The sequence below is a fragment of the Streptococcus sp. 27098_8_51 genome, from assembly GCF_041432205.1.
Classification (GTDB): domain Bacteria; phylum Bacillota; class Bacilli; order Lactobacillales; family Streptococcaceae; genus Streptococcus.
The window spans coordinates 253021-274436 of record NZ_JAPVZE010000001.1 but is presented as its reverse complement, the minus strand read 5'-3'; the positions used below and the strand labels follow the sequence as shown (position 1 = coordinate 274436).

Sequence of the window (21416 nt, the reverse complement as noted above, 5' to 3'; positions counted from 1 at the left end):
TCCGCAATAAAAAAATATGATACCATTGAAATAGGTCCTATAAAACTAAGCAAGGCTGCATAATAATTACTATTACATTGGAGAAATACACCTTATGGAAACTTACTACAAAGCCATTAACTGGAATGCCATCGAAGATGTCATCGACAAATCAACTTGGGAAAAGCTGACAGAGCAATTCTGGCTCGATACGCGTATCCCCTTGTCAAATGACCTAGACGACTGGAGAAAACTATCAAACAAAGAAAAAGACTTGGTTGGAAAAGTCTTTGGTGGTTTGACCCTTTTGGATACCATGCAATCTGAAACAGGGGTTCAGGCGCTTCGCTCAGACATCCGTACACCGCATGAAGAAGCTGTGTTTAACAACATCCAATTTATGGAATCTGTCCACGCAAAATCTTACTCTTCTATCTTTTCAACCTTGAACACCAAGGCCGAAATCGAAGAAATCTTTGAATGGACCAACACTAACCCCTACCTACAAAGAAAAGCGGAAATTATCAATGAAATCTACCTCAATGGTAGCCCACTTGAAAAGAAAGTTGCCAGTGTTTTCCTTGAAACTTTCCTCTTCTACTCTGGTTTCTTTACACCGCTTTACTATCTTGGTAACAACAAACTAGCCAATGTTGCAGAAATCATCAAACTGATCATTCGTGATGAGTCTGTTCACGGAACTTATATTGGTTACAAATTCCAACTTGGTTTTAACGAATTGCCTGAAGAAGAGCAAGGAAAGCTCAAAGAATGGATGTACGATCTGCTCTACACTCTCTACGAGAACGAAGAGGGCTATACAGAAAGCCTCTATGACGGTGTTGGTTGGACTGAGGAAGTTAAAACCTTCCTTCGTTACAATGCTAATAAGGCTCTTATGAACCTAGGACAAGATCCACTCTTCCCTGATTCAGCTGATGATGTCAATCCAATCGTTATGAACGGTATTTCAACAGGAACTTCTAACCACGACTTCTTCTCTCAAGTCGGAAATGGTTACCTCCTTGGTGAAGTTGAAGCCATGCAAGACGAGGATTACAACTACGGTTTGGACTAATTTGACCAATCATTCAAAATATCATGGTTTGTTTAAAACAACCATGATATTTTTGTTTTTGTTTTATTTTGTTTTTTTCTATTTGATTGATTGAGCGTTTTATGGTAAGATAATAATAGTAGAAATCGAGGTGATAAGGATGCTAAAGCAAGAAAAACTAGATAGTATTCTAGAAGCAGTAAATACAAAAGGCACTATTACTGTAAAAGAGATTATGGAGAGTCTTGATGTGTCAGATATGACAGCTCGCCGCTATTTACAAGAACTAGCAGACAAGGATTTGCTGGTTCGTGTGCACGGTGGCGCTGAAAAACTTCGTACAGGTTCTCTCTTAAACAACGAACGCTCAAACGTCGAAAAACAAGGCTTGCAGATTGCTGAAAAACAAGAAATTAGCCGTTTTGCAGGGCATTTGATTGACGAAGGTGAAACTATTTTTATCGGGCCAGGAACAACCTTAGAATGTTTTGCTCGTGAGCTCCCAATTGATAATATTCGTGTTGTAACAAACAGTCTTCCTGTTTTTCTCATCCTAAACGAACGAAAACTAACAGATTTGATCTTGATTGGCGGAAATTATCGCTCCATCACTGGTGCTTTTGTAGGGACACTTACCTTACAGGATTTGACCAACCTTCAGTTTTCTAAGGCTTTTGTGAGCTGTAATGGTATCAAGGATAAAGCTATTGCTACTTTCAGCGAAGAAGAGGGCGAGGTACAACGAATCTCCTTGAACAATGCCAATAAAAAATACTTACTGGCAGACCACAGCAAGTTTAATAAGTTTGATTTTTACAATTTCTACAATATCTCAGAAATTGATACCATCGTTTCAGATTCCAAACTGAGTCAGGAGACATTTGAAGACCTGTCGAAACAAACAACCATTCTTTTATCAAAACCATAAAAATTCCCCTGCCTTTTGGCGGGGAATTTTTGTTGAATTTTATTCAATAAGTTGTATCTCAGCTAGTTTCTTGTACCAGTGAGCTGATTTCTTTGGATAGCGCTCCTGGGTTTCAAAATCAACATAGAAGAGGCCGTAACGCTTTTCATAACCATTTGACCAAGAAAAGACATCCATCAGCGACCAGATAAAGTAGCCTTTGACATTGGCTCCATCAGAGATTGCATCTGCAATCACTTCCACATGTTTCTTAACATAATCAATCCGTCCATCATCGTAGACTGTTCCATCCACAAACTCATCTTTGTATCCGAGACCATTCTCTGTGATGTAGATTTTTTTGTAATTTGGATAATCTTGTTTCACGCGCATGATTTGATCATACAAACCTTGAGGATAGATAATCCAATCCCAGTCCGTACGTGGGACATAGTCAGGCGCTACTCGACGTCCAACTCCCTTAATCTGATACTTAGAGCTTCCTTTTTCACCCTTACCGTTATGAATGATTTCTGTTTCGCCATCAAAGGCTTGCATCCAATCACTCATGTAGTAGTTAATTCCAAGGAAGTCATTCAGGTCTTTTGCAGCTTCTAGCACAGCGAAGTCTTCTTCACGCAGATCTAAACTTCCACCATTGACTGCTAAGATATGGTTGACACCTTCCATGGTTTCTTCGGAATATCGTCCTAGATAAGTCGCGTCTAGGATAAACTTGTTATGGATAATATCTTCTAACTCAGCTGCACGGACATCTGCAGGATTATCTGGATCCAGAGGATACTTAGTAGGCAGGGCATGCACCACACCAATTTCACCCTTGTATCCCTTATCCTTGAAAAGTTTTACTGCACGCGCATGCGACACCATCATATTGTGATGAGATTGGAAGACTTTGGCAAGGTCGTACTGAATACCAGGAGGGAATTTACCAACCAAGTATTGACCATCACCGATTGGTCCAATTTCATTAAAGGTTGTCCAATAGTTTACTTCTGGGAATTCTTCAAAACAGAAAGCTGCGTAGTCTACAAAGTGTTCAATGTTTTCACGGTTTAAGAAGTCTCCATTTGAATGTAGAGCTTCTGGTGTATCAAAGTGATGAAGAGTTACAAAGGGCTCAACATGACGTTTGTGGCACTCTGCAAATAGATTATGATAGAACTCAACCCCCTTGTCATTAACCTTCCCATAACCAGTTGGAAAGATACGTGACCAAGCGATTGAAATACGGATACCATTGACACCATACTCTTCTGCTAGTTTGAGGTCAACTGGGTATTTGTGATAGAAATCACTGGCTGGTTCAGCAGTGTACCAGTAGTTATCTTTGAGGTATTTGTCCCAGGCAACTGGTCCTTTACCATCGGTATTGGTAGCACCTTCTGCTTGATAGGCAGCTGTTGCCCCGCCAAAAATAAAGTCTTTTGGAAGTGTTTTTGTCATTTGATTCACCTTTCAAGAAATAGAAATGAGATGGGGGTATAGTTGGGAGGAGTTCTTCCATCTCACTTCTTTGCTATTTACATTTTATTCTTCGAACTGCGCTTGAACAAAGGCAAGAGCGCCTTTTCCGTCACGAGTCAGTTTAATGTATTGGCCACCTTCTGTCTTGGCAAGTTTGATACCAAGTTTGTCGGTTTCGGCCTTCATGTCTTCAAAGTTTGAAGCTACTTGAGGAGCAAGGATAACCAGATCAAACTCAGGCAACATTTCACGGTGAGCTCCATAGCCACCAGCTGCTGCTTTAACAGGAACCTTGTACTCCGCAGCTGCTTTGTTTAGAGCATTTGCAAGGAGACCACTTGTTCCTCCGCCTGCACAGAGAACCAAGACATTGGTTTCTTCAGTGATTGTGTTTTGCGCTGCTTCTACACCAGCTTTTTCAAGAATAGCATCTGCTTTAGCAGTATTGAAGTTTGCAGCTACTTTTTCTTTCAATTCATCATTGGCTTTACCAGAACGCTCTTCTTCAAGGATTTGTTCATCATAAACCTTGAGGAATGGATAGTAAACGGCTACGTCAACAAGGATTAACAAAGCAGCAAGTACAAATGACAAGAATTGGAAGTTTGTACCGAGAACAATACCGAGCGGACCTGGTGTTGTCCAAGGAAGGTTGGCTGTAAATGAGTTCATGCCAAGCGTCTCAATAAAGAATTTAAAGATCCATACGTTTGCGATTGGAGCAAAGATAAATGGAATGAAGAAGATTGGATTCAGTACAAGAGGTGCACCAAACAAGATTGGTTCATTTACACCGAAAAAGGTAGGAACTACTGAAGCACGACCGATTGCACGGTTACGTTTTGATTTTGTTAACCACATGAACATGAATGGAACAACTAGTGTCGCACCAGTACCACCCATGGTAACGATAAACATTTGTGTACCAGAAGTAAGAATCTTGTCAGCGTGCATACCTTGTTGGAGAAGGTTCAAGTTGACTTCGGCATTTGCATAGGTAATAGCTGCGATTGCTGGTTCAACGATGGAAGGACCGTGGATACCAACAAACCAGAAGAAGGCAAAAGCACCAAAGATAATGGTAATACCTAGATAGCCATCAGCTGCAGAGAATAATGGTGCAAAGAATTTTCCAATTGATTCTGCAACGCTGGCTCCAACAAAATGACGAGCTAATAAATCAAGAGCATAAAGAGAAACCACTGATAGAGTGAATGGAATCACATCTTTAAAGACTTGTGAGATATTTGGTGGAACTTCGTCAGGCATACGAATAGTTACGTTGTTCTTAACACAAACCTTATAGATGGCTACAGTAACAAAGGCAGCAAGAAAGGCTGAAAGCAACCCTTTTGTCCCCAAGAATCCAGTAGCTAGACCATTTTCGATAGGATCAGCTGCCAACATCAACAAACCAACAATCGCTGCCAAAAGTGTTGACATATAGTTGATTTGATTGGTTTTTTCCATGCTACGGTTTACTGAGTCGGTCAATGACTTAGCTGTTGTACCAGCTACCAAGAGAGCTAGAATCCCCATTGAATAGCTATAAGGTTTCATGAGGAGATTAACAACATCATCAGACCATTTAAAACCCCATGAGTTAGGAACAAAGGCAATCAAGATAAAGATACTTGAGAAGAGAATAACTGGCATTCCAGCAATGAAACCATCACGAATAGCACGAAGATAGATATTACGAGACAGTTTTTCAAAGAAAGGCTTCCCTTTCTCGATAAATGAAATTAGTTTGTTCATTACTTAACTCCTCTCTTGTAGAGTTCGATTAAATGGTGCATCAAATCTTTTAGCAAGATAGTTGTCATCAAGTGATCCTGACCATGCATCATGGTCACACTATAAGCCAAATCCTCACCAGCTGCCTCCTTGGTCAATAGACTTGTTTGCGCGTGATGTGCTTCAGCAATGCAAGAACCAGCTTCTTCAACTAAGCTATCCGCTTTCGCGAAATCACCAGCTTCAGCAGCCTTCAAGGCTTCCAATAGTTTTGAACGTGCATCGCCAGCATAGGCTACGATTTCAAAACCTAACAATGTTACTTCTTCTCTATTCATGATAGAATTCTCCTTATGTATTTTTAATTAAATTTTTATGACAATAAACGTTGGATATGTAGAACTAGATAAACTCGTTCACTTTTATACAAATCAAGACCCGTATGTTGCGTAATCACATCATAGATCTTGGAACCAATCTCGAACGCTTTTGGATAGGATTGTTTAATATGATCTTCCATATCCAGAAGTGATTGATTATCATCTCTGGAACGGTCTAAATAATCCAAAAAATAGTTGAGATGAATCATAAAACGATCATAGAAATGATTATTCTCTTTGGTTCGTTGAATTGCATAACCCTTTAGCACTTCTTCAACATTCCTGAGAATTTCTTTCCTCTTATCAATCGACTCAACAACTTCCACTTCATTCTCACCTTCGGCATTGATAAAATGATAAGCAATCCGAATAATTTCGTCTTCAGGGAAATTTTCTGTCAACTTCTGACGATAGATTTCAAAGGCTTCCTTTGCGATTTGAAAAGCGACAGGATACTTAGTGGAAATATCTGGCAGATTACTATCCTTGTACCTTCCTTGTGCTAGAGCTTGGTAAGAGCAGTAAATATGATCTGTCAAGGTTACGTAGAGATACTCTTGAATCGGATAATGATATTTCTTTGATAGCTTATCAATGATTTCATAAGTCACTGTGATAAAATCAAGCGGAACATCTTTGAGGAGAGCCATAAAGTTTTCCCTAGACTCCTCTGTCTTCATCCGAAAGATTTTCTCAACTTGATCTTCAGAAATTAAATCCCCCTTCTTTTTCCCAAATGCAATCCCCTTACCAATCACAATCACTTCTTCTCCCTTATCATTTCTGACAAGAGAGACGTTGTGATTCATTGGATTTAGAATTCGATACATGGCAACCTCCTTTTATCTCTTAATGGTATATGAGTATAAAAAATGACCACAAATGAACTAGAAAATCTTTTGATCTCTAATTCACCTGTGATCATGCCTAATATTACTTAGTAACACTCACCTTGTATTAACTTGTGATTTAAGTATAGCACAAGTAAGTTTTTTTGTAAACCTTTACATTCAACTTTTTTTAAAATTTTTATTTAGATCAATGTTCCTAAGATTAGGGGGGAAAACTTATACACGTTCAGTCCATGAAGTTGCTGTTGTTTGAAGAACCTTGTTGAGTTCGTCAATGTTCTCAAATCCAGTTGTGCGTAGCCATTCACGAGCTGCTGCCTCACCATCTTTGATGTAGGCTTCAACTGATCCAGCCCAAGTTGCACGGCCGCAAAGAACACCGTTGAAGTTTGCGCCTGATTCGTGAGCAAAGACAAGGGTTTCTTGGAAGAGTTTAGCTGATACACCTGCACTTAAGTAGATGTAAGGAAGATTTGTTGCTTCGTCTTGCGCTTTGAAGAAAGCTGCTGCTTCTTCTCGTGTATGCACGATTTCACCATCACCAAAGCCTTCAACGTATTTCACATTGACTGGAACTTCCACTTTCAAGACGTCGATGTTGAAGCGTGGGTCTGAGAAGACCTTCATGGCACCGATAACCTTCTGTGGTTTCACTTTTGCGTATTCTGCAGAACCTGCATCAGCGATTTTTTCATCGTAAGCGAGGATTTCAAGGAAGAATGGAATGTCTTCTGCCACGCATTCAGAACCAATGCGTTCGATGTAGGCTTGTTTTTGTTGATTGAGTTCGTCAGAGCTGTCTACATCATAGTAAAGCAAGAATTTGACAGCATCTGCACCTTGTTCTTTGATGCGTTTGGCAGACCAAACATCCAAGCAGTCTGGCAAGCGTTTGGTGCTTGTTGTGTCGTATCCTGTTTTTTCATAAGCAAGGAGAAGACCAGCATTTGGAGCAAGCGCTTTTGTAGCTGGGAGACCATACTCAGGGTCGAGAAGCATAGAGGATGCGTATTTTGTCAATTCATCTGCAACCAAAACCTTGAGTTCTTCCATTTGAGTCACTGTTGGTTCTTCTGTTTGGTATTGAGCCATAAGACGTTTCAAAGCACCACGTTGGTCAAAGGCAAGAGCTGAGATAATGCCATTTTCATCTGAAAGTTTTTCTAAGCGTGCACGTTTTTGTTCTGTTAAAGCCATTTTATACCTCTTTTACTATTAATTGATCATATAGGGCTTGATAGTTGGCCATATTGACATGACCTGTCATTTTTTCTTGAGCGTTGAGCATACCAAGGACATTTGCCTTGATGAGGAGTTCTTGATCCGATTCCTTATGAAGAAGTCCTGATGAAATCCCTGCCACAGTAGAATCACCAGATCCAACAGGGTTCACTACCTGAATTCTTGGAATATCTACCTTGTAGAAAGTGTCACCATGTTTTGCAAAAGCACCATTTGCACCAAGTGAAACAATTATCCACTCAATCCCTGCAAATAGAGGCTCTTGAAGAACTTCTTTTAATTCATCCAAATCCTCAGAAACTTCTTTCCCAAGAAGCTGAGACAATTCTTCGTTATTTGGTTTAATAACTGTTGGTTTGTGTGGTGATTCAAGAACAGCCTGAAGAGCTGCACCTGAGCAGTCTAGAACAACTGGTTTGCCTGCTTGATTAGCAAGTTCTACTAAGCTTGCATAGTAGTCAACTGGAAGACCTGCTGGCAGACTACCAGAGATGGCTACTACTTCCACAGTGTCAAGAAGATTCTCGAAATGAACCAAGAAATCTTGCCCTTCTTGTTCCAAAACTTCAGGCCCTTTTTCAAGGATTTCTGTTTGGTTGTCTCCGTGGAGAATAGCGATACAGTTACGAGTTTCTCCTTGAATGGAGAAGAAACGTTTCGTTACTTTATCGTCAATATGCTCTACTAAAAACTCACCAAGTTTACCACCGACCAAACCAGTAGCAACAACAGAATCACCAAATTCTGAAAGCACTCGTGTAACATTGAGACCTTTACCACCAGCTGTCTTGGTCACGTCCACCACACGGTTGACAGTGTCAATTTTTAATTCATCCAAAGGATAAGAAATATCAATGGATGGATTCATTGTGACTGTTAAAATCATGCGTCACCTCTTAGTCGTGGTATTCACCGCGATCCCATTTTTCAAGGAATTCTGTAAAGAAGTTTGCATCTGCTTGATGAGCATTGTGAGTTTCAACGTGCTCAATTTTCGCAATCAATTTTTTGTTTTCTTCTGATGGTTTGTATTCAGCATTGATGAAAGCTTCAATGATATCACACATAAGCAGTTCACCAGTGATTTTACCACCAAAACCAATAACATTGGCATTCAATTGTTCTTTTGCATAAAGAGCTGTTGTCATATCACGAACCAAGGCAGAACGAACTCCTGGGACTTTGTTTACAGCGTTGTTGATACCAACACCAGTACCACAGATACATACCCCAAGATCGGCTTGACCGCTTGTAACGGCTTCACCAACTTTTTTACCAAAGATTGGGTAGTGAGTACGTGTGTGGTCATAGGTACCAAAGTCAATGACTTCATATCCTTTTGATTTCAAAAATTCTGAAACCGCCATTTTTTCATCTGTTACGATGTGGTCACATCCAATTGCAATTCTCATTAGTTATTCCCTCCGATTAATTATATAAATCTAATATCATTTATCCTTACTCAATAAAAATCAAGATTAGCTTAGGAAGCGAGCTGCAAGCATAACTGAGGTTAGCTAAAGTGAGCTGACAACAGATTATCTTGATATTTGAAGAGTATTAGCACATTTTGTTCAACATATCGACCCTAATTTGGTGACGACCACCGTCGTATTTACCGTTAACAAAACCTTTAGCAATATTTTTAGCCAATTCATCACCAACAAGTTGTGCACCCATAGTGATCATACGTGAGTTGTTGTGTCCACGAGTCATATAGGCTGAACGTTCATCTGAAACTTCTGCAGCAACCATTCCTTTGATTTTAGTTGCGACCATGAAAGGACCAGCACCATAAGCGTCAATCACGATACCAAGATTTTGTTCTTCTTTGTTCACTTCTGAAGCAACTGCAAGAGTCACATCGACAAAGTCTTGGCCTTCTGCTGTAACATCCACTACGTGGAAGTTTTCTTTTTCTAGGAAGTCTTTCACAACTTCTTTCAATCTTAAACCTGCAGCATCTGCACCGATAACAATAGACATATTGTATACTCCTTTTTATTTTTCTAGGCCAGTAAAGACTTTTATAGCTAGTATTATAATTACAAAAGGCTTTCTAGCAGTTTATTGACAACTTAATTGAATAAGCTGTTCGATAGCTTATCCAAGTCTAGGAAATCAAGTTCCTAGAAAGAAACTTTCTCCTCGAAAGAGAATATAACAAGTGATTATTTGTTTGTTACAAACATCATTTGTTGCTTACAAACATAATATACTCCTATTTATAGAAAAAGTCAACAGTAAATGTTTGTTTTTGTGGTTTTTTATCTAAAATATTTCAATATCAAAGCCAATCTGATCTACTTGACCAGGTTCTAGGAGACGAACATTCTTCTTATCTTCTAAATGATCTCCTTCTTCAAGAGATGTTGACAAGCCAGACCAAGGTTCAAAGGCAATGAAAGGTCCCTTATTCAAAGTTGACCAAATGATGAGATTTGAAAACTCTTGGAAGTGTACTTTTAATCCCTTCTCATGCTTACGAGAACGAAGGGCAATTGTTCTGGATTGCAACTCATCCAAAGTCACTGCATCAACACTAAACAGATCGTAACTTAGATCCACTTCCTTTTGCGAATCCAACCATGGACTTCTATCTTGGAAGTCTAACATTCCTGTTTCTGGGAAAGGACGTGGAACAGAGCAAGTCTCTTCTTTCTCAAACTCTAAATAGTAATCTTCATAAGTTTCGCCATCCAGCAGAGGACAATTAAATCCTGGATGTCCTCCTATAAAGAATGGCATTACTTTATTAGTTTCTCTATTGAAAACTTTGTATTGAGTACGAACAGTCTTGCCGGTCACTAGATAAGTGATTTCAAGGCGGAAATGATAAGGATAGTTCTGATAAGTATTCTCATCATCTTCGATAGCAAAGGTTACGCTGTTTTCTGTTTGATCAACTAATTCAAATTCTTTTTTACGGACCAAACCGTGACGAGGAATGGTTCCTTTCGTCTCCGTTCCATCTGCATGACTGTAGAAGGCTGTATCTTTTCTTAAAGAGCCACAGATTGGAAAAAGTACTGGCGCTTGTCCACTCCAGTAAGTGGCATCTCCTTGCCACAAATACTCAATGCCTTCTCGGTCCTTGATTGACGACAAGGCGCCACCTAAGGTTTTAAACTGGACCGTTAACTGGTCTGATTTGATTTCAATTACCATAATATTCTCCAACTATTTTTTAGATTTTTATATAAAAAACTAGGTTGCCACTCCCAATGTAGGAAATTAACAACCTAGTTTTCACAATTTACATTTTATAGGAGCGAATTATTTAGCATTTGCTGCGTATTCTTCGTTACGTTTGATCATTTGTTTTCTATACCAAGCAAAGATACCTACATAGAATACAAGGAAGACTGCTGCACCAAGGATTGCTTTGATATCACCTGTTGTAGCATTACCGATTGCCCAACCAAATAGTTTTTCAATTGGTCCTTCAAGAGTTGAGTGAGTAATCAATTGAGATTGGTTCACACCTTCTGGGAAGGCACCTACACCTTTAGCAAGTTCTGTTGCGAATGGTGCGATAAGAGTACCTGAAAGAAGGAAGAGAGGCAACAAGAGTGTTCCGAAGATAATCATACGGAGCAATTTACCACGTGTAACAACCAAGAGAGCTGGAGTCACACCCATAGCGATGATACCTGCAAGTGGCAAGATACCATTTCCGACATTAGAAAGAAGTACAGCTTCAATCAACATGATTGGTGCAAGTACGTTGGCACAAGCCCAGATTTCAGCACGACCAGCGATGAAAGGCCAGTCAAGACCGATGTTGAATTTACGTCCTTGAAGACGTTTAGTAGCAACGTTTGTAATACCTTGTGAAAGTGGTTCTACGGCTGCGATGAACCAAGATCCGATAAGTGAGAAGAGTTCCAAAGCTACACCGGCTGTCAAACCAAGAGACAACCAACCTTTAATAACAAGTTCCCATTTATCGGCTCCTTCTACACCAGCAACTGGGTGTGGAGTCCCCATCAAACCAATAACAATACCAAGGATGAAACCGATAAAGAATTTAGATCCCCAGAAACCGATTTTTTTGTTCAATTTTGCAGCGTCAAAGTCATATTTATCGAGACCAGGCAATACTTTATCAAAGATTTTATCCAAGACCATGATAACTGGGTTCATCATGTAGTTCATGTGAGTTGAAGTCATTGGTGATGAACTTGGTGCATTAAGAAGGTCGTCGAAAGTTGGTTTCATCAAATCAGAGTTGATGATTTTCAAAATACCTACAAGGACAACTGCTGCAGTTGCGATGAAGAGTGAAACCCCTTGGCTAACTCCATTGTTGTCTGCGTACCATTTGATCAAAAGACCAGTGATTGACAAGTGCCAGATATCGAAGATATCGACGTCAAGTGTATCTGTTTTCTTCATTGCAAGCATCACAATGTTGACAATCAACATTACAAGCAAGAAGTAAAGTGTCCATGCAGATCCCCAAGTGATGGTTGCAAGTGGTGCCCAACCAACGTCAGTGATGTTCAATTGAATACCAGTATTTTCAACGAATTTTGCAAGTGATGCTGAGAAAGCTCCGTTGAGCATACCGATGATAGCACCGATACCAGTAAGGGCGATGGCAAGTTTGATACCACCTTCAAGCGCTTTGGAGAATTTCACTCCAAATAGTAAAGCCAATACTGTCAAGATGATCAGCATGATGATAGGACCACCCATTTCCAAGACTGGCTTGAAAATCTTATTGGCTAGTTCGATAATGACATCCATAATAGTTCCTCCCGTTTTTTTAGTTATATGAATGTTAACAAGATAAAGAATAAACTAGCTTAGTCCGTGTTCTTTGATAGCTGCTTCAATATTGTCAAATACTGGAGCGCTCATCGCTGGAATACGGAACAAGATTGGTCCAGCTTCAATTACTGGAATACCAGGTTCAAAACCAAGGTCAGTTGCAGCGATTGGTGTAAAGATATCGTAGCCCTTGATAAGGTCTTCGTTTACATCTTTCACCATGACGGCATCACAGTGAACGTCATAACCACGGTTTGAAAGTTCTTCTTCTAGAGCACTTTTAATTTGGTGACTTGAGTTAACACCTGCACCGCAGGCAGCAAGAATTTTAATCATTTGGATTTCCTCCGATTTTTTTTAATAGACAAGATTAAGCGGTTGCTTCAGCAATGTAAGCATAAAGTTTTTCTGGTTCGGAAATTTTTGATAGATCTTCCAGATGTCCATTTCCTGTGAAAAAGTCCATCAACTGAGCCAGAATATTTGTTTGACTTGAACTTGAGTTGTTAATGATAAAGAAGAGTAGGGACACTGCTACTTCCTTATCAGGAGCAATCATATTGTGAAAAGTTACTGGTTTTTCTAATCGAACAACCACTACTTTCTCAGCTAGATTATGAACAATATCTGTATGAGGAATCGCTACATTTGGCAAGTCCTTTCCTAGAAATTCCATATCTAAACCAGTTGGAAATGACTTTTCACGCGTGATCAAGGCTTCACGATAAGTTGGAGTGACAATTTCTCGTTCTTCCAACAAGCTTGCTACCTGATCAAAGAGTTGTTCTTGATTATCCGCTTCTAAGCAAAACACCAGGTTTTTGTCAAAGAAATGATCTAATCCCATAACATTTTCCCTTCTTTCAATTATCTTTTATGCTATAAGTATAACACTATATGAAATCGTTGTCAATAATTTTTGTTTTATTTTGTTCATTTTTTTATAATTTTTGTTTCATTTAAAGAATACAATCAATATCAAACATTCTTGTTATAAAATACACAAAAAAAGAAGGCTCAAGCCTTCTTCTCATTCCTTACTCAATGGTAGATAAAATCTCTTCTAACTTATGGTAATCTTTTACACTATCAATTTCATAGATGCTATTTCCTTCTAATTCTTCGACATAGACATCCAATTCTTTGATATTATCCTTAACCATGTTATCCCAGTAGAGATCAACAAATTCCCCACTTTCGTAAGCTTTGTCAATAAAGCCAACAATCTTCTCAGCAGTTGGTGCATCCCAGAATGAAACTCCGCTCAGAATGCGACCAGCCTTGCTATCAACAATAATGTCTTGAACCTTGTAGTCATCACCATAAACTAAGAACCACTCGTTGGTACAGTCTTCGCGATAAACACTGAAATAGGTAGAACGTTTAAGATCGTTTCGAAACATATTTTTGAAAAGATAGTTATCTGCATCGATGACGTAGCTGTTTGCCAAATCTTCTTTTACTAGATAAAGTGAGTAAAAGTTATTGTAATCAGCATACTTGTCGTTAAAGACTAAACGAACACCATATTTTTCTTTTAGGTAGTCAAATTGTTCTTTGAGGTAACCGACAACGATGATAATCTCATCAATTCCTCTCTCTTTCAAAAACTCGATTTGGTATTCTACCAAAGGTTTTTGATTAACCTTAACCAAAGCCTTTGGGGTATTTTCAGTCATAGGGCGCAGACGAGTTCCTAAGCCCGCTGCTAAAATAATCGCTTTCACACGAATCTCCTTTATTCTTTAATAATAATATAAACACCAGCCATAACAATAAGTGAAGTGATGATTGTCAGCATATCTAGCGGTGCACCCAAGAAAATAACTGCAAATAAGACAGTCCAAACTACATAGCTCACATTCAAACCTGTCGCTTTCGCAGGTTGTAAGCGATTAATGGCGATATAATAAGCTAAGTAGGAAATCATGTTAAAGGCCGCAAAGACAAGCAAGAGGCCTAGTAACTGCCCATCTGCCACTTCTGCAAATGAATGGTGTGAAAAGAGCACAATCACAAGATAGGACAAGAATGAGGTTACTTGTCGGATTAACAAGGCTTCAATTTCACTTAAATCACTTTCCATAGCATAGGAGCTGAGAACACTTTCGCTCCCCCAGGCAATGGCACAGATAAGGGCACAAAGAATCCCAATGTAAAACGAGTTAACTTGTTCAACCTTATAGGTTTGAGCAATGATAGCTGCAATAATCAAGAAAACACCAAATACTGTATTCTTTGAAACCTTGTGTTTCAAAATGAAGAAGGCTAGAAAAACTGAAACTGCTGGATAGATAGCTGATACAGATGAAGCTAGTGAACTACCGATATATTTAACCGCATAAAGATTGGCCTGCATACCAATTGGTCCTGCTAGTAAAGCTCCGATTATAACACTCACATTTCGAATATTTAAGAAAATAGAGAGGCGAACTTTTCCTTCTTTTACCAAAAGAAAAGCTAACAAGATAAAGATACTCAAGAAATCATGAGCAGCAGCCACCACAAAAGGTGAGAGATTTGTAAAAATTGAAAAGATATAAGCACTAATCGTTAGACCTAATCCCCAGAAGATACCAGAGAGCAGACCAAAAGAAACACCATTTTTATTCTTCATCCTAACCTCCATAATAAGTCAAACCCTCGACAGCTCTTTGGTAACGGTTGATACCGTAATCTCCAAAATCAGCTCCTTGAGCTTCTTTGTACACTGTCCACAAACTCCAGATAGTATCTTGCAAGATTTTATAGATACGAATCTTCTCACGTGATACAGGCGTTTTGTCACTTTCATAGTAGGAAAGGAAAGCATCTTCCTCTTGCTTTGTAAATTCAGACTCTAAGAAAAGTGCTGCCAAGTCCCACATTGGATCATTCATGGAAGAGTATTCCCAGTCAATCAAATACAAGCGACCTTGAGGTGACTCGATAAAGTTTTCTGGTACTAGATCGATATGACAGGACTTTCTATCAACACCCAAATCAGCCAATCTCTTTTCTAGTGAAAATACATTTTTTCTAACAGCTTCATAGTTTTCATAAGGGATAGGTCCCTCAATCAAGGATTCATATTTGCTGATTTCCTCAAAAGGAGCAAATTCTCCTCTTAATTCTTTCCCTGAAGCGTGGATGGTTTGTAAAATTGGTGCAATCTTTTCAAACTTGGACTTGATAGATGTTGAATCAAGAGTTACTGCCGATTCGATGTATTCATTTACTTTAATCCCTGACTCAATATCAAAGAGGTAATTTTTAACATCTAAATCTAAATCCTCTAAAAGTTCAAGATTGTACTTTTCATTTTGACGATTGATGAGTTTTTCAGTCCCTTTACCAAAAAATTTCACAATATACTGTTTGTTGGTTGTTTTAACCAAATAGTTTTGGTTGGTCATGCCTCCCAGCTGTTCAACACTGAGTACTTCCTCTTCATCAGATAGTAAAGAAGAAATTTTTTCTTTGATGAGTTTCTCCACAATTAACCTCCATCTTCTACACTTCCCACTTGAATACTGTTTTAAAAGCAGTATTAAGGTCTGTAGCAAAGACACGATGAATGTCCTTGATTTCTCTCACGGGCTCTTCAACATAAAGGATATTCTTCAGACGATTCGCAAACTTTTTGACTTCCATCATTTGAATGGCCTTCTCAAAATCGACGCGTCCTGAACGAGACGATCCCACTAATAACAATCCTTTTTCCAAAGCATCTCGTGTATTGATATTAACCTTGTATTCGCTCACTCCCATCATGAGAATCGTTCCCTGTGGGCGAATATAGCGAATCAGGTCATTGATAGCTGGTCCTGTACCATCACCACCGCAACACTCAAATCCATGATCAAAGGTCAAATCCTCTGGGATATTATCAGTAATATAGCACTCTTTTGCAAAAGAGAAGAGTTCCAGTTTTTCCCAATGGCGTCCAATCACGATAATCTCTGCTTCTGGCAAGGTATAATTGATAATATTTGCAACCACAAAGGCTAAACTACCATCTCCGATAACAGCGATGCGCTCTCTCTTGCTATGAGCAAGATTTAAGAAACGATCCATGGCATGCATACCAACACTTACAAACTCGGTAATGGCAGCAACTGTATCTTCGATATCATTATAAGAAACGACTCGGTCTTTTGGAAGAGAGACAAATTCTCGCATAAAACCATCGTGACCACTAGATAGGAAGTAGGTTCCTGTCATGTAGTTCTCGTAGAATTCCTTGTCACTCTGCGTCGGCGGTTGATTGGGAATCATAACTACCTTTTGACCAACTTCATAAGTCCCAGTTGGATCTGAAATAACAGTCCCACAAGATTCGTGTATCATCGCCATAGGAAGCTTTTTAGCCAATATCTTTGGTTCGCGTTTCCCTTGATAGTAACGTTGATCTGCATGACAAACCGCCATATAATTTGGACGAATAAGGATATGATTCTCCTGATCAATGTCTTCTTCTTGATATTTTACATTGATAAACTTTGGTTTTGTCAGTTGATAAATTTGATTAATCATAGCCTTAGTCTTTCTCAATCATGCTTTTCGCGATTTTCAAGTCTGTCACAGTTGTGATTTTAAGGTTTGAATATTCCCCTTTAGCTAGGGCAACGTCTTTTCCTTTGATAACAAAAATCTTACATGCATCCGTCAGGATTTCCTTTTCTTGGTCAGATAGGGAACCATACAAATCCATGAAATCCTTGCAGCGGAATGTCTGAGGTGTTTGACCTTGATAAAGGTGAGCACGATTTGGAATATCCGTGATAAACTGACCATTAGTACTTTCAACAATGGTATCAACTGCTTCTACTACTGTGTCAACCGCATCATGATTTTGCGCCAGTTTGATATTGTCCTGAATCATGCGAAGTGTGATAAAAGGACGAACAGAGTCGTGAGTAATCACAATATCTTCTGGAGTGATTGGACGATAGGCATCAATAGCTTCTATAATCTTCTCAATACTGGTATTGCGATCGGCACCACCCTTGGTAATGATGATGCGATCCTTGTGAAGAGAAAGATACTTGTCAACTAGGTCCTCAGCGTGTGACACCCAGTCTCCATGAACTCCAACTACAATTTTTTCAATACTTGGTTCCAAAACAAATTTTTCAATTGTGTGGATCAAAATAGGACGATCACCCAACTCCAAGAATTGTTTTGGTAAATTACTGATTCCCATGCGTGTGCCAGTTCCTCCGGCTAGGATTCCTGCATAGATCATTTATATTCTCCTTTAGTTTATTCTAAAAAACTCATTACCATCTATTATATCACAATCTGTCTCCATCATGAAGAAAAGACAGAGTGTCATTTAGTCTGATCAACACACCATTTAAGGTGAAAAGTGAACAATGTATTACTAAATCCAGAAAGACCATAACAAACTAAGAAATAAAATTAGGTTATCCTCTATATTAGCCATCCAACGTTCGGTTAATATAGAGTTTTTTAGGATATAATAGAAACCTTAAAGAAAGCTTAAATGAAATTATTTGTTTAGCAAAGGATACTGGATGTCCATAGTAAATCTCTCAAAAGTTTTTTTAGGGAATCATTATAAAAGCTCATATATCTCATGAATTAAACAAATAATAGACTTTTGCCCCTAAAATTGATAAAATAAAAAAGAAAATAATAGAAAAAAGGAAACTGTAAACCGCCATGATGAACATGCAAAACATGATGCGCCAAGCACAAAAACTTCAAAAACAAATGGAACAAAGCCAAGCAGAACTCGCTGCCATGGAATTTGTTGGAAAATCTGCTCAGGACCTTGTCCAAGCAACTTTGACTGGAGACAAAAAAGTTGTCAGCATTGACTTCAACCCAGCAGTTGTAGATCCAGAAGATCTCGAAACACTTTCTGACATGACTGTTCAAGCAATTAACGCAGCACTTGAACAAATTGATGAAACGACTAAGAAGAAACTCGGTGCTTTCGCTGGAAAATTGCCTTTCTAATCCACAAAAAAAGAGAAACAAATGTTTCTCTTTTTTTCTTAGAAATCAAAGAATTCCATTGCTTTCTTTAAGAGTAATTCCGTATATTCCGGATCGTCTTGAGCCATTGTGACTTGTGACTGGACCATTTCAAGATCATCAGTAATCATGCCATCTGCGCCGAGACGAACTGCTTTATCAAATGCCTCCGAACCATTTACGGTCCAAACATAGAGTCTCTGATCAGTAGTCCAGAGTTTATTGACAAAGTATTCATCCAAAGTTGAGTACTCCATAGTGTAACCCGTTGCCTTGGTTCTTGGGAAGATACTGTTATAGGGGAGAATGAAGTAAACTGGAATTTCAGAATCATAAGTCAACACTTTATCAATCACATGGTAGTCTAGCGATTGCATCTGGTGTCCATATTTCTTGATAGTCGCTCCGTACTTTTCGAGGAAATGGTCCATCATTTGCGGACTATCTTTTTTACTGGTCTTAATCTCAATCAGCAATTTTTGGTTTAAAGCATTTGCACGCTCTAAATAGGCATCAAAGCTTGAAATCTTTGTTTGATAACCATTCTCGTAAATATCTGTATTTGTTAATTCATCCAGAGTCAAATCTTGCGGTGTAGCATTAATACCTGTTAAATTTTTGAGGTTAGCATCGTGCATCATCACGAACTGACCGTCTTTCGTTTCCTGCACATCCATTTCGATGAGATCTGGTTTTAGTTGAGCTGTTTTTTCTAAAGACTGCACAGTATTTTGAACACCGTTTTTATTACTTACTCCTCTGTGCGAAATCACTAAAGGTGTATTGGTATCTGGAGTTTCCAGATAAACGTAGCCTTCTATGGCAAAGATGATGCTTGCACACCCCATGACACCCCATCTCATCAGATGATCTTTCTTTCGCCTTGGCATAATCTCTAGTTCTTCTCCTGTCAGGAAGGAAACAAACTTCACTAGGAAATAAGTAAGGGTCATATAATGGAAATTTTTAATCAAGACAAAATTAATTACACCGAGAATCAAGGATTCTTTTTGAGTTAGATTATCCATCACTGCTTGCGCAAAAAGCAAGGGAATTAACAAACCAAAGAAGAAAAGATACGTTTTAATGATAATGAGCAAGAGATGCCAAGAGAAGAAAAGGACATTTTTCTTTGTCTTTTGGAGACTATATTTCACACCTTCTCTTACGGTCTTTCTTTCAAAGAGAATCTTAGGAAGGGCAAACATAAATCGGACAGAGATGTAGAGAAAGATCCAAGCGGATGCTATGATCATCAGACCTACCAGCCAATGTTTACCTTCCCAATAATTCACAATAAAATCAGGGATAATAATCTTGTTGAGGTAGTAGATTTTTAAAATCTTTCGGATGAACGGGAAAAGCATAGCAATGTAAAAAAAGACAAAGGCCATCTTACAAAAGCTCAATCGCTTAACGAATAGAAAGCTCTGGTGAAATACTTTTCTACTGTACTCGATTAAAGTTCTCTTTTCATGATAGAGAAGGTGGCGAGCACCGATAAACAAAAGACAAATCTGGAAATAAGCAACCAAGAGATTGATTGCAATTAAGATGAGAAAGGCTAAACTGATAAAAGGCGAGCCTTGTATAATCGCCCAAAAGTTATTGTAGGAGATAAACAAGTAACCTGTTTGTCTCAGAAGGATGCCAGCAATCCATGAATTCAATGGTAGCCAGACAAACTCAACCATCATAAATATCAAGAAAAATAGAAATAAAATCTTATCTAGGTTATAGTATATCTTCCTAAAACCTAGCTTCTTAGGTTTTTCAGGTTTCATAGGCACTCCTAGTCTAAAAATTGGGATAAATCTAAGCCACCGAAAGGATTATTCATAGAAAAACTACTCTGGTCTTCTATTAATAGCTTTCCTTCATCCGATTCCAAAAAAGCTTCGTAAACACGCGCCGTCATGCGGGCGTCTTCTAAACTGTTATGAGACTTCCCGTGAAAGCCTAAAAAATTCGCTACAGTTTGTAATTTAAGATTGGCTATGCCGTGTAGGTCAGAACTACGGCGTTCAAAAGCCTCCTCATATAAATCAACCTTATACTGGTCACGATAATCAATACCATGCTCCAAGAGAATAGGCAAATCACTCTTAGCTGCATTGTAACCAACAATAGGTAAGTCGCCAACAAATGCTTGAAAGTCCTTTAAAACTTGTTCTACTTTTGGCGCATCTTTCAAGGTTTCAGCTGTGATTCCAGTCAAACCATTGATAAAACTCTTCAATGGGGCTGTAGTATGAACATAAGAATCAAAAGCAGCACTTTCTTGTCCATCTTGAAAGCGGACTGCCGATACTTGAATTAAATGGGTAACCCCCTCGTGTTGATTGAATTCCAAATCAAAGGCGATATAATCTCTTAATTTTTCCATTATTTACCTCAATTACTACCCAAACTAAACTATAAACAATAAAAGAAGCCATTAGGTTAGTGAGTAACCCAAACAGCTTCTTTATTTTCCTCCAAAAAGGCGAGCAAAAAAGCCTTTTTTGGTTGCTTGGACTTCTTCTTTTGCTTGGTCCAACTCGAGTTTCAAGGTTTCTTGATCCTTCATGGCTTGAAGAGTTAACTGTTGCTGTTGGTCCAACTGTTTGTCCTTTTCAGCAATTTGTCGGTCTTTGATACGCATCTGTTCATCTTTTTCTGATAACTGGCGGTCTTTTGCCTTGAGTTGCTCGTACAAACGAAGAATTTCAGCATTTTTCTCATCAACCAAGATTTCCATCAGTTCACGTTGTTTGACATCATCACTGACAGGCTCATCTTCAAAAATTGTTTTTTTGTAGATTTCTTCTAGCTTGATCAAGCCACTTCGAGTAACTACAGTTACACCTTTGTCATTTTTTTTCGTGTCCTCTTCTGGAAGTTCTTTGACACGATTGTTGATTGCTTGACGAGATAGTCCTAAGACCTCTGCAATCTCACTGACGGTCATTTCAATACTCATAATATCCTCTGAAACGTTTTCTAGCTTTTCTTTATTTAAATCTTATCATAAG

Annotated in this window: 23 protein-coding genes; 3 read left to right on the top strand and 20 right to left on the bottom strand. The window is 38.7% G+C overall.

What is annotated here, in order from left to right:
* Positions 1–94: 94 nt before the first annotated feature.
* Positions 95–1057 carry a class 1b ribonucleoside-diphosphate reductase subunit beta gene (gene nrdF / locus O3622_RS01340; RefSeq protein WP_044020836.1) on the top strand — a complete coding sequence of 321 codons (963 nt, stop codon included), beginning with the start codon at positions 95–97 and terminating at the stop codon, positions 1055–1057.
* A 139-nt stretch (positions 1058–1196) separates the two neighbouring features.
* Positions 1197–1964 (top strand): DeoR/GlpR family DNA-binding transcription regulator, encoded by a 768-nt coding sequence (locus O3622_RS01335; protein WP_371606915.1) that lies wholly within the window; start codon positions 1197–1199, stop codon positions 1962–1964.
* Positions 1965–2003: 39 nt separating this feature from the next.
* Here the strand turns inward: O3622_RS01335 and lacG are convergent, their stop codons facing one another.
* The 17 genes from lacG to O3622_RS01250 all read right to left on the bottom strand — a co-directional run bounded on the left by lacG (position 2004) and on the right by O3622_RS01250 (position 17644).
* Positions 2004–3410 carry a 6-phospho-beta-galactosidase gene (gene lacG / locus O3622_RS01330; RefSeq protein ID WP_000169308.1) on the bottom strand — a complete coding sequence of 469 codons (1407 nt, stop codon included), beginning with the start codon at positions 3408–3410 and terminating at the stop codon, positions 2004–2006.
* Between the two features lie 84 nt (positions 3411–3494).
* A complete protein-coding gene (locus O3622_RS01325; protein ID WP_371606914.1) occupies positions 3495–5189 on the bottom strand; it encodes a lactose-specific PTS transporter subunit EIIC in 1695 nt (564 codons plus the stop codon).
* A complete protein-coding gene (locus O3622_RS01320) occupies positions 5189–5506 on the bottom strand; it encodes a PTS lactose/cellobiose transporter subunit IIA (protein ID WP_001078323.1) in 318 nt (105 codons plus the stop codon). Before O3622_RS01320 ends, O3622_RS01325 begins: the two co-directional genes overlap by 1 nt.
* 35 nt (positions 5507–5541) lie before the next feature.
* On the bottom strand, positions 5542–6378 hold the full coding sequence (locus tag O3622_RS01315; RefSeq protein WP_000285733.1) for a PRD domain-containing protein: 837 nt from the start codon (positions 6376–6378) through the stop codon (positions 5542–5544).
* Between the two features lie 237 nt (positions 6379–6615).
* Positions 6616–7596 (bottom strand): tagatose-bisphosphate aldolase, encoded by a 981-nt coding sequence (gene lacD / locus O3622_RS01310; RefSeq protein ID WP_371606913.1) that lies wholly within the window; start codon positions 7594–7596, stop codon positions 6616–6618.
* 1 nt (position 7597) lies between these two features.
* Positions 7598–8527: a tagatose-6-phosphate kinase gene (locus tag O3622_RS01305; protein ID WP_371606912.1), complete on the bottom strand. Its 930-nt coding sequence runs from the start codon at positions 8525–8527 to the stop codon at positions 7598–7600.
* Positions 8528–8537: 10 nt separating this feature from the next.
* Positions 8538–9053 carry a galactose-6-phosphate isomerase subunit LacB gene (gene lacB / locus O3622_RS01300; RefSeq protein WP_001216921.1) on the bottom strand — a complete coding sequence of 172 codons (516 nt, stop codon included), beginning with the start codon at positions 9051–9053 and terminating at the stop codon, positions 8538–8540.
* Between the two features lie 148 nt (positions 9054–9201).
* A complete protein-coding gene (lacA, locus tag O3622_RS01295) occupies positions 9202–9627 on the bottom strand; it encodes a galactose-6-phosphate isomerase subunit LacA (protein ID WP_000029281.1) in 426 nt (141 codons plus the stop codon).
* Between the two features lie 285 nt (positions 9628–9912).
* Positions 9913–10809: an aldose 1-epimerase family protein gene (locus tag O3622_RS01290; protein ID WP_083312827.1), complete on the bottom strand. Its 897-nt coding sequence runs from the start codon at positions 10807–10809 to the stop codon at positions 9913–9915.
* Between the two features lie 108 nt (positions 10810–10917).
* Entirely contained in the window at positions 10918–12393 is a 1476-nt protein-coding gene (locus O3622_RS01285) for a PTS galactitol transporter subunit IIC (protein ID WP_247954502.1), read from the bottom strand.
* A 54-nt stretch (positions 12394–12447) separates the two neighbouring features.
* Positions 12448–12753, bottom strand: a complete 306-nt coding sequence (locus tag O3622_RS01280; RefSeq protein WP_000590551.1) for a PTS sugar transporter subunit IIB — start codon at positions 12751–12753, stop codon at positions 12448–12450.
* 34 nt (positions 12754–12787) lie between these two features.
* Positions 12788–13264, bottom strand: a complete 477-nt coding sequence (locus O3622_RS01275; protein WP_000521978.1) for a PTS sugar transporter subunit IIA — start codon at positions 13262–13264, stop codon at positions 12788–12790.
* Positions 13265–13454: 190 nt separating this feature from the next.
* A complete protein-coding gene (locus O3622_RS01270; protein ID WP_000643950.1) occupies positions 13455–14144 on the bottom strand; it encodes a sugar phosphate nucleotidyltransferase in 690 nt (229 codons plus the stop codon).
* Between the two features lie 11 nt (positions 14145–14155).
* The gene (locus tag O3622_RS01265; protein ID WP_316584294.1) at positions 14156–15034 is read right to left on the bottom strand and encodes a DMT family transporter; all 879 of its coding nucleotides are present in this window, start codon (positions 15032–15034) and stop codon (positions 14156–14158) included.
* A gap of 1 nt (position 15035) precedes the next feature.
* Entirely contained in the window at positions 15036–15893 is an 858-nt protein-coding gene (locus tag O3622_RS01260; protein ID WP_371606911.1) for a phosphotransferase, read from the bottom strand.
* Between the two features lie 16 nt (positions 15894–15909).
* Positions 15910–16932, bottom strand: a complete 1023-nt coding sequence (locus tag O3622_RS01255; protein ID WP_371606910.1) for a ribitol-5-phosphate dehydrogenase — start codon at positions 16930–16932, stop codon at positions 15910–15912.
* Between the two features lie 4 nt (positions 16933–16936).
* Complete coding sequence (locus O3622_RS01250) at positions 16937–17644, bottom strand: 2-C-methyl-D-erythritol 4-phosphate cytidylyltransferase (protein WP_000638514.1); 708 nt, start codon at positions 17642–17644, stop codon at positions 16937–16939.
* A 440-nt stretch (positions 17645–18084) separates the two neighbouring features.
* On the opposite strand from O3622_RS01250, the gene O3622_RS01245 reads away from it, so the two are divergent.
* Complete coding sequence (locus O3622_RS01245) at positions 18085–18384, top strand: YbaB/EbfC family nucleoid-associated protein (protein WP_000981516.1); 300 nt, start codon at positions 18085–18087, stop codon at positions 18382–18384.
* A 38-nt stretch (positions 18385–18422) separates the two neighbouring features.
* Here O3622_RS01245 and O3622_RS01240 read toward each other — a convergent pair whose 3' ends face one another.
* The 3 genes from O3622_RS01240 to rocS form a co-directional block, all read right to left on the bottom strand.
* The gene (locus O3622_RS01240) at positions 18423–20186 is read right to left on the bottom strand and encodes a glycerophosphoryl diester phosphodiesterase membrane domain-containing protein (RefSeq protein ID WP_000801706.1); all 1764 of its coding nucleotides are present in this window, start codon (positions 20184–20186) and stop codon (positions 18423–18425) included.
* 8 nt (positions 20187–20194) lie between these two features.
* The gene (locus O3622_RS01235; RefSeq protein ID WP_061421081.1) at positions 20195–20788 is read right to left on the bottom strand and encodes a 3'-5' exonuclease; all 594 of its coding nucleotides are present in this window, start codon (positions 20786–20788) and stop codon (positions 20195–20197) included.
* Between the two features lie 81 nt (positions 20789–20869).
* Complete coding sequence (rocS, locus tag O3622_RS01230) at positions 20870–21364, bottom strand: chromosome segregation protein RocS (protein ID WP_000021252.1); 495 nt, start codon at positions 21362–21364, stop codon at positions 20870–20872.
* Positions 21365–21416: the final 52 nt, after the last annotated feature.